Annotated in this window: 11 protein-coding genes; 9 read left to right on the top strand and 2 right to left on the bottom strand. The window is 37.4% G+C overall.

Annotated features, from left to right (window positions below):
- Nucleotides 1-37: 37 nt before the first annotated feature.
- A complete protein-coding gene (locus KI375_RS23225) occupies nucleotides 38-580 on the bottom strand; it encodes an AAA family ATPase (RefSeq protein ID WP_244853004.1) in 543 nt (180 codons plus the stop codon).
- A gap of 724 nt (nucleotides 581-1304) precedes the next feature.
- Here KI375_RS23225 and KI375_RS23220 point away from each other — a divergent pair.
- The 8 genes from KI375_RS23220 (at nucleotide 1305) to KI375_RS23185 (ending at nucleotide 10117) form a co-directional block, all read left to right on the top strand.
- Nucleotides 1305-2756 carry a glycoside hydrolase family 32 protein gene (locus tag KI375_RS23220; protein WP_212975775.1) on the top strand — a complete coding sequence of 484 codons (1452 nt, stop codon included), beginning with the start codon at nucleotides 1305-1307 and terminating at the stop codon, nucleotides 2754-2756.
- A gap of 312 nt (nucleotides 2757-3068) precedes the next feature.
- Nucleotides 3069-3872 (top strand): sulfite exporter TauE/SafE family protein, encoded by an 804-nt coding sequence (locus KI375_RS23215; protein ID WP_212975774.1) that lies wholly within the window; start codon nucleotides 3069-3071, stop codon nucleotides 3870-3872.
- Between the two features lie 716 nt (nucleotides 3873-4588).
- Complete coding sequence (locus tag KI375_RS23210) at nucleotides 4589-5455, top strand: aldo/keto reductase (protein WP_244853001.1); 867 nt, start codon at nucleotides 4589-4591, stop codon at nucleotides 5453-5455.
- Nucleotides 5456-5668: 213 nt separating this feature from the next.
- The gene (locus KI375_RS23205) at nucleotides 5669-5992 is read left to right on the top strand and encodes an ArsR/SmtB family transcription factor (protein ID WP_242698491.1); all 324 of its coding nucleotides are present in this window, start codon (nucleotides 5669-5671) and stop codon (nucleotides 5990-5992) included.
- 194 nt (nucleotides 5993-6186) lie between these two features.
- Nucleotides 6187-7155, top strand: a complete 969-nt coding sequence (locus KI375_RS23200; protein ID WP_212975772.1) for a cation diffusion facilitator family transporter — start codon at nucleotides 6187-6189, stop codon at nucleotides 7153-7155.
- 251 nt (nucleotides 7156-7406) lie between these two features.
- On the top strand, nucleotides 7407-8072 hold the full coding sequence (locus KI375_RS23195) for a hypothetical protein (protein WP_212975771.1): 666 nt from the start codon (nucleotides 7407-7409) through the stop codon (nucleotides 8070-8072).
- 272 nt (nucleotides 8073-8344) lie between these two features.
- On the top strand, nucleotides 8345-9220 hold the full coding sequence (locus KI375_RS23190; protein WP_212975770.1) for a hypothetical protein: 876 nt from the start codon (nucleotides 8345-8347) through the stop codon (nucleotides 9218-9220).
- A 78-nt stretch (nucleotides 9221-9298) separates the two neighbouring features.
- Nucleotides 9299-10117, top strand: coding sequence for a metallophosphoesterase (locus tag KI375_RS23185; RefSeq protein WP_212975769.1), 819 nt, complete (start codon nucleotides 9299-9301; stop codon nucleotides 10115-10117).
- Nucleotides 10118-10549: 432 nt separating this feature from the next.
- On the opposite strand, the gene KI375_RS23180 is transcribed toward KI375_RS23185, so the two are convergent.
- Nucleotides 10550-11296 (bottom strand): SDR family NAD(P)-dependent oxidoreductase, encoded by a 747-nt coding sequence (locus KI375_RS23180; protein ID WP_244852999.1) that lies wholly within the window; start codon nucleotides 11294-11296, stop codon nucleotides 10550-10552.
- A gap of 428 nt (nucleotides 11297-11724) precedes the next feature.
- Between KI375_RS23180 and phaZ the strand changes: the two genes are divergently transcribed.
- A complete protein-coding gene (phaZ, locus tag KI375_RS23175; protein WP_212975768.1) occupies nucleotides 11725-12591 on the top strand; it encodes an intracellular short-chain-length polyhydroxyalkanoate depolymerase in 867 nt (288 codons plus the stop codon).
- Nucleotides 12592-12641: the final 50 nt, after the last annotated feature.

Raw genomic sequence — 12641 nt, 5'->3', positions numbered from 1 at the left:
CAGAAATAAATATGGTCTCTAAAGATCATGCTATTTCCTACTCTAAAATGCGTGCCTCAGATTCTGCACGTTTAATAATCTCAGAGAGCGTTTCTTCAGGAGTCATATCTGATGAATCTATCCAAAGACCTATCCTCGGATTTTCATTTATCAATACTTCATAAAGGGGTTCAAACTCCCATGTGGTATACCCTGTTTTATTACGTTTTTTCTCTCTTTCCGCAACTGCTTTAACATTTGGATTTAACGTAATGAAATAAACTGGCTTTGATTCAAATGCCTGAAGAAAGGAATGTACCTCTTTTCCCAAATAAGTGTCCTGCACAACAACAGAAAAACCAGCAGTGTAATACATGTCAGCTACCTTTGCCGCCATATTGTAGCGAAGCGTCAATTGCTCTACCGCTTTTTTTGAATAATCAGGTGTCATATCAATGCTTCCTGTTGCTATCATCTTCCGAAAAATATCCCCATGTACATGAACACCCTTCTCAAATTGTTCTGCCAACATTTGGCCGATTGTAGATTTTCCTGAAGCCATTATCCCTGTTACAATATAAATCCCCTTACCTAGAGCCACTATAATTGCCTCCTTCGCTTGTTTAATCCCTGCTTATTCTATAATGGACCATTAAGCCAAAAAAGGCCTTATTTCTTGCTCTTCTTTTCTGGAAGCCTGCCTTTTATATTAAGTTCTTCTTGCAGAGAAGAAGGCGAAAAAGGAGGCTGGGACAATAGTGCCTTCACCAAAGAAAAAAACGAACTAGTATGGTGTATATCTCGCCGCGGAAATATACTTCGCTTTCCGCGGGCGAGTGGCAAGTCTCCTCAGGCTTCGCCCTCCGGGGTCTTGCCGAACTCTCACTTCCCGCAGGAGTCTACGTATATTGCCTTCGCTAAGGTAATACATCGTTTGCCTTTGGAGCTTAACATATTAGTTATGATCCCAGCCTGTCTTTTTTAGATAATTACAGGTAATTGTTTATCAAATTTTTGCCTATTATTCCGTAGGGATATGCACCCTAGCAGTTCGCTTTTCCTTTGGTGAGGATAGTCTCATATAATTTAATTTGGTTTCAGCAAACAAAGCGGAGGCCCTAAGTTTGTTTAGTCCACGATTCGATGTTGTCAATAGATTACCAACCCAAAATAGTAAACTAAAGCAGACATGCAAAAAATTAACGGGTATAATTTTAATATGGAACGAGAGACCTTTTTATTGTTTTGAAAGCGTTATTAGTAAGACGCTTAAGACGTCAAGTAAGTAATACACGAGTTGAAGTATATAGAGGAGGTTAAGTGCATTGAATAAGTTACAAGCAGCAAACCATTATATAGAAAAAAATAAAGGAACGGTAAACAATCGACCATTTTTTCATTTCACTGCTCAAATAGGTTGGTTGAATGATCCAAATGGTTTTACATTTTACGATGGAAAATATCATTTGTTCTATCAACATAATCCCTATGATATAGTTTGGAATAATATGCATTGGGGGCATGCAACAACAAATGATTTTATCAATTGGGAGTACCAGCCAATAGCATTAGCGAACGATAAAATATATGATGCCAATGGTTGCTTCTCAGGCAGTGCTATTGAAAAGGATGGAAATTTATATTTGATGTACACAGGACATATTGATCCCAATTTAGGATATCAAGGGGATGTGACTCAAATAAAACAGTATCAATGTATCGCTTATTCTGAGGATGGTATTCATTTTACTAAGCATCAAAAAAATCCTGTAATAGCGGAGAAAGAATTACCTGAGGGATACATGATATGTGATTTTAGAGATCCAAACGTAATTGAAATTGATGGTGTATATTACTGTGTTCTTGCAGTAAGGAATAAGGATAGACGTGGAGAAATTATTATGTATAAGTCCGCAAATTTGGTTGATTGGACATTCCATTCGTCATTATATCAAACTAAATATGAAGAGAATATTATGTTGGAATGTCCGGATTTATTCCAAATTGATGGAAAGGATGTACTGACCTTCTCAATTATGCCGTGCGGATCAGAATATGCTGGAGAAATATATAATAAAACAGCTTATGCTGTTGGAAAGATCGATTATGAGAAAGGAGAATTCTTTGCCGAAACAGAGGGGCTGCTCGATTATGGGCGAAACTTTTATGCACCTCAATCGACTGAAGGAAAGAATGGAGAAAGATTAATGATTGGGTGGCTCCAACAATTTAATCAAGAGCGGCAACCGAAAGACTATGGTTTTAATGGAATGATGTCAATTCCAAGGGAATTAAGACTCAAAGACAATAATTTAGTTCAACAGCCTTACCAAGATATGTCAAAAACCTTTGATAAAATGTCAATTTATGATGATGTTAAATTGGGTGTGAAAGAAGAAGTTGAGTTAGGAAATTCGAAAGTTGCCTACTTACAACTGGATTTCTCTGCAATTAATAATGAGCGTTTTAATATAGAAGTAAATAAAGAAGGGGGTAAATCAACTCGGATAACAGTGGACGTTCGCCAAAATACCATTTCACTTGAATCAGATTATGAGGATGGTAATCTGATTGCTATTCCTGATTGTTTTCATAATTCGGATGATGAGCTGAAAATTGAAGTTTTTCTCGATCTTCATTCTATTGAGGTATTTGTAAATTCCGGTGAAAAGGTATTAAGTTTTATTTCCTATCAAAAAGAAAAGGGAGATACCATTTCAATTAAAGGGCTAAGTGAAACAGAAATTAAGAAGCTTACTTATGGAACCTTAAGTTAGCTAAAGTTTTTAATTTTGGGGTTTCCCTATTTATTGAGATTAAGGAGTATATCCCCTATTAATTCGGTTTTCTTTTGTAAAAACAGCATACATAAAACCCCTTTGGACCAGTGACTAACAACTTTGTCCCAAAGGGTTTTTATGTATGCTAGTACCCCACAATTTTTGATTCTGTATTTCTAGTACAAACTCAATCAGTATCGTTTGAACTAGTCAAACGACACTATGCTTTATGGCAACACTGTTCAATATATGATTTAATAGATCTAGGAAATGATTCTTAATTAATTTTAGTAAAGAGAGATGTTTTGAGTGGGATTTTCTTTTTTAATGTTTTTATTAATCGGTATTATCATTGGCGTTCTATCAAGTATGTTTGGTTTCGGGGGCGGTATCGTAGTCGTCCCGATCTTATACGCTTTTTTACCGGATTCTATTCCAAGCGAATATCTAATGCATACGGCTATTGGTACATCATTAGCAGTTATGATTATAAATTCATTTAATTCAACCTATAATCATGCCAAAAAAGGCAATGTGACATGGTCAGTTTTTAAGATATTCGTAGGCTATATTGCAATCGGTTCTTTAGTAGGCGGCGTGCTTGCAGTCTACATAGAGAGCGATTTCCTTAGATTTGCCTTTATTGGTCTATTAATTTACATTTTGATTACGAATATAATCAAAAAATCGTTCACAAGAGAAATCGAAGAACAAGCATTTCGTCTGCCTAAGCAAAGTTCCGCATCTTTTATTGGGATCGGAATTGGATTTCTTTCAACTTTATTAGGTATTGGCGGAAGTACCATGACAATCCCTTACCTTAGAAATAGAGGTATGCGCATGATACATGCTGTGGCTCTAGCTACTCCATTAGGTCTGCCAATTGCTATTGTAGGAGCTTTTGCTTATTTAATAACTGGGATGCAGATTGATGCGATGCCTTCGTCCACTATAGGGTTTATATACTTACCTGCGCTTATTGGGTTCACGGCTGGGGGATTTATTGGTGTACCGATTGGAAGGTCTTGGGCTCAAAAATTATCTGACAAACTCTTCTCAAAAATCTACTTAATTCTTCTGTTTATTGTGGTTATTATGATGATTATAAGTTGATTGCTGGAAGGTGTGGAGTCTCATTTCTAAAAATACCAAGTCCACTATAAAAATGTGACTTGGTATTTTTGTCTGCCAGTTATAAAGTGAAACTTCAATCGGTGGGGGTTTTCCTTCATCCCCCACTGATTTTAGAAGATCAAAGGCTAAATTCGCGACGTCCTGTCGGCAGGCTCAAAGCACGACATCCTGTCGTTTCGCCCGCACTAGTACGTCCTGTACGTCGCAACGCCTTTGTGACCAACTTCCTGTCGGCCCGAACAAATCGGGATTTTACTGGCTGTTGATCCCCCACTTACAATTCTAGGTTTTTTCCACGAATTCTTGAAGTGGGGGTCTTACAGCCAGTTAATGCGGGATAAATGTTTGATAGAGTTACTAGGAGAAGAACACTTATATTAACCATATGAGGTTTCATCGATTCTATAGCCGGGAAAAATAAAATAGCTAAAAGGTATTAGAAGATACATAAATTTAAATATAATTATAAGAAATTAATCTCAGGGATAAATCCTTGATGAATATAGCGTTTATATAAATGGGATAAAAATGCTTGGAATAGGGAAAACTGGATTCCTGGCAAGAAATTGAAAAAATAGGTAATTCAATGTAAGCAAAAGCTGTTGACTTAGAGTGGACTCTAAGTATTATAATGAATTCCAAAATGGAGTTGCATAAAATAAGAGGTTATTCATTTTATTAAAGGAGATGCTCAAATGATTTTAACTGAAAGTTTTCGGTTAGCCAATGGAGTTGAAATTCCTAAATTAGGTCTGGGAACATGGTTTATAGCTAATGAAGAGGCCGCACAAGCAGTAGTAGAGGCTGTGAAAATTGGGTATCGCCACATTGATACGGCACAGGCATATGGGAATGAAAGTGGGGTTGGCCAAGGAATTAAAAAGTGTGGAGTGAACAGGGAAGATTTATTTATTACGACAAAACTTGCTGCAGAAGTGAAGTCATATGAAGAAGCTGTTTCCTCGATTGATCAATCCTTGGAGACAATGGGGCTTGAATATCTTGATTTGATGATTATTCACAGTCCACAACCATGGACGGAGTTTGCGGAAGAGGACCGTTTCTTTGAAGGAAACAGGGAAGCATGGCGAGCTCTTGAAGAAGCCTATCAAGCAGGAAAACTTCGTGCCATTGGTGTATCTAATTTTCAAAAAGAGGATTTGGAAAATATTTTTGATCATTGCACAGTCAAACCAATGGTTAATCAGATTTTAGCACATATTAGCAATACGCCATTTGATTTGATTGCCTATACGCAAGAACAGGGCGTTCTCGTTGAGGCATATTCACCAATTGCTCATGGAGAATTGTTTAAAAATCAAAAAGTGAAAACTATCGCGGAGAAATATGGTGTTTCCATTCCGCAATTAAGCATTCGCTATACATTGCAGCTTGACTTACTTCCATTACCTAAAACAGCAAATCCGGAACATATGAAAAATAATGCTGAAGTGGACTTTACCATTTCAGATGAGGATATGAAATTCTTGAAAAATGTTGAACAGATTGAAGATTATGGAGAGGCAAGTGACATGCCTGTTTTTACCAAAAAGCCAAAATAACAGGATGGTAAAAATACACTAACACGATACTGCATTCCATGGGAGTCTTGATTTCCTCCTACGGAATGCTTTTTTATTTATTAATTAGCTGAGGATTTGTGGGAACATGTTATCATTTCTTAGATTAGCAAAAATAAATATTGTAATATAAATGCATATATGTTAATTTATTCATATAAGGGTTTGACAGTTGTGAATAAGGGAGGGAAAACATTGGAAGAATTTGAATTTGAAAATGGTCCTTCAGATGAAATTGACGAGGAAACACTATTTATTGTTACACAAACATTTAAAGCGTTAGGTGATCCAACAAGGGTGCGAATTCTCCATTTGCTTTTTAAAAAAGAATGCTCCGTTAATGAGATCGCAGAAACATTGGATATCCGCCAATCTACGGTGTCGCACCAATTGCGTTTTCTGAAAAATTTACGATTGGTGAAATATCGCCGTGCCGGCACAACACTTTATTATTCCCATGATGATGAGCATGTGATGCTTATATTGAAACAAATGATCGATCATGCTTGTCATAGTTAGTTGAAAATCACTTATAGTATGTAGGTGATTTTCGGACCATCTTTATATGCATACATGCGAATATAAGCATAGATGAGCTTAGGATTTATTATAAGCAGTATAAAAAAATGACATACTTGCTGTATGTTGTGATGGCTGTTTGCAGTTTATTATATGCGTACATATAAATATAAACATAAAGGGGGAGGTTTCACATGGGACACGATCATCACGGCCATGACCATACACATGGAGCGAATAAAAAAACATTGTTTATTAGTTTTCTTGTTATTACAGTATTTATGATTGTAGAAGTAATAGGTGGATTGCTTACAAATAGCTTAGCTCTCTTGGCAGATGCAGGACATATGCTGAGTGATTCGATTTCGTTATGTATTGCATTGATTGCTTTTAAATTAGGAGAGAGGGCTGCAAACTACGGGAAGACTTATGGATATAAGCGGTTTGAGATACTGGCAGCAGTCATTAATGGAGCAACATTACTGGTTGTATCCATATACATCTTTTATGAGGCTTATCAACGATTGTTTGACCCACCAGAAGTGGCTTCAACTGGAATGCTAATCATAGCTGCTATTGGCCTGCTCGTAAATATTATTGTCGCATTTATCATGTTACGTGGGGGAGACACAGAAAATAATTTAAATATGCGTGCTGCATTTCTCCATGTTTTAGGAGACTTATTGGGATCTGTCGGAGCTATTATTGCGGCGCTTCTTATGATTTTCTTTAACTGGGCATGGGCAGATACGGTGGCAAGTGTACTTGTAGCAGTGCTTATCTTGGTCAGTGGATGGCGTGTAACCAAAGCTTCCATTCATGTTTTGATGGAGGGAACACCTGCTAATGTAAATCTGGATGAAGTGATTAAAACGATGAAACGTGTAGAAGGCGTTCAGAATATCCATGACCTGCATGTATGGAGTGTTACGAGCGGACAGAATGTACTTTCCTGCCATATTATTGTCGATGGTCAGATGACAATAGAAGAAAGTCAACGATTGCTTCGCACCATTGAACATGACCTAGAACATAAAAACATCGGTCATGTCACCATTCAAGTAGAGACAGAGGAACACCCTCATGAAGACTCGATTATGTGTCAAAAAGAATATGCGGCTGAAGGTCATCATCACCATCACCATCATAGTCATAGCCATTAAATGGAGGGGAAAGCAGAGCTGAGTTTCAAATTACGCTCTGCTTTTGTTTGCTAGATTCCTATTTTTAATGGCAAGGATGAGAAAGTGACAAACTCTTTTAACTGCAAAAGTACTTTATGAAGAAGAATTCATTTTAATTTATCTTTTTTAAAAGGGTTTTCGGATTATAGCGTGGAAGTATGAAATAATAAGCCATCTCAACATACTCCTTTTTAAATATACTTATATAAAATTGAAGGTGAGAGACAGACATGAAAAAGTTTCTATTAACATTAATTATTCTACTATTAACAAGTACTATACTAATTGCATGTAATAATAAGGGAAACTCAACTGAGGGGCATAAACAAGATAGTAAGAGTGAAACAACGAACCTAACAGGGGAAGCGGAAGGTACTGACGAAAATGCTACTGAAACAGTTGGAGATGGAGAAGGGGATTCCTCAGATTCAAATGATGATACCTCTAAAGTGACCGAAGAAGACCAAACTGATTTGAAAATTGGGGATACAGGAACTGTTCAAACTTCTATAGGGACGTATGAACTTACAGTAGATTCTGCTGAAATTGTCGGTCCAGAGTTAGATGGCGTCTCAACAGAACTTGAAGAATTAATTGTACTGGATTTAACATTTAAAAATGTAGATGATCAGCCATTGAGTGCTGAAGATATTATGTCCAGCCTTGGAATCACGGATATTTTAGAAGGGTCAAATAATCATAATAGTGCTGAAGCATATGAAAGCATCGATGACTTTGAAGGGGAACTCGCTTCCGGGGAGGAAAGAAAAACGCAATTTATTGCAGATGTTTATACAGCAGAAGAGTATTATTTCAGACAAAATCCCGGCATTGTTGCAGCTGGAACGAGTAATGATGTAATGTGGACAATTACTGCCGAAGAAGCTAGAAAATAATGTTGATGTTGGGAAAGTGATATTCTTAACAAAACGTATATCTCAACGGTGTTTAAAAAAAAGGAAATCTCGATTTCAAAAAGGGAAAACGGCGGTTTTGAATGTGTTACTTTCAAAACCGCCGCTTGTCTTTTAGATCTGGCCTCTTTATTGTAAAAATAATTTATACAGTTTTTCGCCAATGTCTCCTGGGTGAATACCTATTTGCTAAAAGAGGTGGAAGGTAGAATGTAGGAAGAATTAATTTGTGCATTGAGCAAGGGGGATTTGAAATGGAAGTGAATACAAATTTTCTAAGATATTATCGAAATGGTGCTTTGTTAGGAAGGAATTCATGGGAGAGCTTCATTAATTATAAGTTATTAAATGCTGAGAAGTTGAAGTTTGATTGTGATCGTTCGGCAGAAACAAAGGCAGCATTGAAGGAAGTTTTTGATGAGGCTCAATATACTGATACACTCATTAGTCCTCAAAGCTATGTAACGCTTTATATGCGATATTATCATGCTGATTTATTAGAATATAGTGAGCGGCATAGGAGCTTGATTGTGCCTGACATTTCTGAATTAAGAAAACAAATGATTCATGAGGGGCTAGCCGTTGGTACAGTTAACAATTCCTCGGTGTGGGCTTATTTTGCTAAAAAAAATGAGATCAAGGTTCACGATTCAATGCTTACATTTTTACATACTGTTTACACCCTTCCTAATTTCAGCAGTGTATGTCATGGCTTTAATAAGGGGAGGGCTGCCAAAACTAAAGATAATTTTATTATTGCCTTATATCATATTTACTACTATTTCCAAAAGCGAGAAAGTGGGACTCCGAATGCAAATCCTCGTAATAGCTTAGGAAAATTTTTGAGTTCGATTGAGTATAAGAAGGCCGTGTATTTAACGCAAGCTGAAGTGGTTAATGAGGTACAGAACTGGCTGGATAATTATTCGGGCTTTGCAGATTTTATAGAGTACTATTATTTGCAAGATTTTCTGGAAGATCCTGATCACTCTTACTCTAAGCCTAAAGAAGTATGGGCGGGAATGTTTAACGGAAAACTACAGCCATCTAAGAAGGAATTTTTCCCAAGTATAGATTTTTTAACAAAGGCCATAAGGTCTAGGGGCAATAGAATGAAAGGGGCAAATTAGGCTACATAGATCATAAAATAGTTTGATCGCGGAGAGATAATAATACGGGCGATATGAAGTAGTGAAAGGGGAGAGCATATGGCGACGGTATATTCCATTAGTGACATTCATGGGTATTATGAAGCCATGATGGATACTTTAAGTCTAGTTGATTTAGATACTGATAAGGCAAATGAACTGATACTGATAGGAGATTATATAGACAGAGGTAAAGATAGCTGCAGGGTATTGTATCATATAAAAAAACTTGAGGAGAAGTATCCAGGCCAAGTCAAAACTTTACTGGGGAATCACGATAAAATGTTTATTGATTGGTATACAACATTTGAAGATGATTTACAATGGCTTTCGCATGATTTTAAATTACTTACGATTAAAAGTTTCTTCTCAGAAGAACAATTTGGAATGATGGAAGAACAACCAGTAATGAGGCAGGGGTCTTATTCTGAAATAAGTCAATACATCGTTAAAAAGTTGCGGGAAAAACATTCACTGTTATTAAATTGGTTCGCTCAGAAAGACACACAGCTCCCATATTATGAAACTGAAAATCAGATATATGTTCATGCTGGGATTTGTGAAGAAAATGAAGAACTCTGGAAGCATGCAACTAGCCCCAATGAATTTTTATGGAAGTATCCGGCTGAAACTGGTTCTTTCTTTAAAGATATTATCGCAGGCCATATATCCACTGCAGAGATTTCAGATGATAGAAGTTATCTAGGGAGCGTTTTTTGGGATAAGTATAGTCATTTTTATATTGATGGTGAAACACCCAAAAGTAACATAATTCCTTTGCTAAAGTTTGATACTTGTACAGGCGTATATTCAAGTTATAAAAAGCAAGCGGATGGTTCTTGGATGGAATATCGAATAACGAAGAGAAATATTTTATAGTGTGTGTTCAAAAAGGAGGATAAAAGGGCTAAGTCGGCTAAAAGGCGCTGACGCCCTGTACATCGAAATTTGAAGGCACGTTATTTTGAGCAGTGGACTTGCGTGTGTTGTGCTGACTTCTATATTGGGACTGCCAAAAATTCGGCAACGAAAAGAAAATCGCCAAAAAAACCTGTGAGAATAGCATCAGCGGAAGACCTCAAGCGAGGAGGCTGACGCTACCCCAAGGCAAGGGAGTCTTTTTGGCGATTTTCAATTTTGGGGATAGTCGAAGTTTTAGTAGAAGATTATTTTCTCACAGTGCCATTTTCACTGGACTTTTTGCGCCCATCTTATAATGCGACTTGCTGTATACATGATATGCTCCAGCAGAAGATATTTGAATAGCTCACTATGTAGTGGGAGTGCGCCCTGATTAAGAAGAGACTAATTTTAAGGCAAGCTCAGCTTAGTCGTCCGTCCTCCATCTACCGTGTAGACTTGTCCTGTGATGAAACCTGCTTCATCAGCGGCGAGAAAAGCTACAAGTGCTGCTACTTCCTCAGGTGTGCCTGTCCGCCCAACAGGGTGAATTTTTCCGAGATCGTACCTAAGTGTTTCAGCATCTGGCGAATTTCTAATGAAATTAGTATTCAGGTCGGTGTCAATCCATCCAGGTGCCACCGCGTTGCAACGTATGCCTTCATGCCCATGGTCTACAGCTACTGAGCGAGTCAACCCAAGGATACCAGATTTAGTGGTACAGTATGCCGCATGCCTAGGGTTTGCAGCTAGTCCTTCAACCGAACTGGTATTGACGATGCTGCCTTGTGTCTTGCGTAGGTAGGGTAAGGCTGCGCGAATCAGTAGAAAAGGCGCTGTCAAATTTACATTAATGTTGCGTTGCCAATCCTCAAGGGTCATTTCTTCGATTCCTGCCTCCAACATCATGCCTGCATTATTGATCAGCACATCAAGCCGTCCAGTACGGTCAATGACTTCAGCCACAACTCGATCAGGTGTCTGTGGATCGGAGAAATCTGCTGTAACCCAGTCGAATGTCTTATCTTCGCCACGCTGTGCAGTAATGACGGTCGCCCCCTCTTCGTGCAGACGACGAGCGATGGCTTTCCCGATCCCAGAGCGTCCTCCTGTCACCAATGCTACTTTCCCTTCGAAACGCTTCATATGACTTGTCATTATCGTATACCTCCTTGTCCAATCATCTTACATTGTCGAATTTCCGCTGTAAAGTAGAGAGATTATAGGGAAAGAAGTGAATCATTTTTTTACATACATAATATATTCTCTTTTCTTTCTTTAAAGTATTCATTTAGCAGAATTTCTCATATGATTATTGGCGAGGATTAATATTTATAAGAAGTTGGGGAGTGAATCAACTTGGATCATCTAGAGAATGTATATGGCAAAGATAATTATTATCATTTATTATAAAAGTGAACAAAAGATTGAATGGTTTGAGTTATTATGCACTGTATGAAGGGGTAACATATGAGAGAACTTTCAAAACATGATGGAGCTATTTCAAAAGTTTAAGTCTAACATGAGGATTCAGAAGGCGGAAACAAAATATGCCATAGCAAGTTTGAGCAAAGAGGAGTATGTCTATGAATATCACTTTAAGGAATGGTGAGAACCTTTTTTATGTGAAAAGAGTCGGTGGAGAGCATGTTTTATTATTAATTCATGGAAATATGGCATCTTCCACTCAATGGGATTTGCTGCTTGAAGAAATAGATCCAGCCTTTACAGTTTATGCAGTTGATTTACGTGGATATGGACAGTCGACCTACCATCAGCCGATAAATTCAATCAAAGATTTTTCAGATGATATAAAACAATTTATTAATCAACTAGATTTGAAGAAGGTTTATTTAATAGGCTGGTCCAATGGTGGTGGTGTAGCCATGCAATTTGCTGCTGATTATCCAGAACATGTCAATAAAATTGTTTTACTCTCATCTATGTCTACGCGAGGTTATCCAGCTTTGAATATCGATAGTGAAAGGATTCACTCAAGAGAGCAATTAGTAGAAGATGTTGGGTTAAACATGCTGCTGGATGCTCAAAAAACAAATAATAAAGTGCTTTTTAGAGCCGCTATGGACCAAACGCTTTATTCCACTAACCAGCCAAATGAAGAACAGTATCAAAAGTATTTAACAAGTGCAACACAGCAAAGGAATATATTAGATGTGGCGTATGCTGCGAATGTGTTTAATATAAGTACCGTGTCAAATGGTGTGGTTGATGGGACTGGGGAAATACGTAATCTTAATGTTCCTATTCTAGTAATCTGGGGAAAAAATGATTTGATTGTATCGGGAGAGATGACGTTAGAAATAGTGGAGGATTTAAAGCAGGCTGGAATTGACTTTCGTTATACAGCAATAAATGCTGGTCACGCTTTATTGTTAGATAATTTAGCAGCCGTTTTGAAAGAAACATATACATTTTTCGATGTAAAAGGGTAATATATTCCTCACTGAAAAAAGTGTTCTTAACCATATAAAGGAGGTGCAGC

Origin of the sequence: Bacillus sp. J14TS2 (genome assembly GCF_018333015.1) — a bacterium.
Lineage (GTDB): Bacteria > Bacillota > Bacilli > Bacillales > Bacillaceae_C > Lederbergia.
The sequence above is the reverse complement of the archived record's forward strand: the minus strand, read 5'-3'. Positions and strand labels throughout refer to the sequence as shown.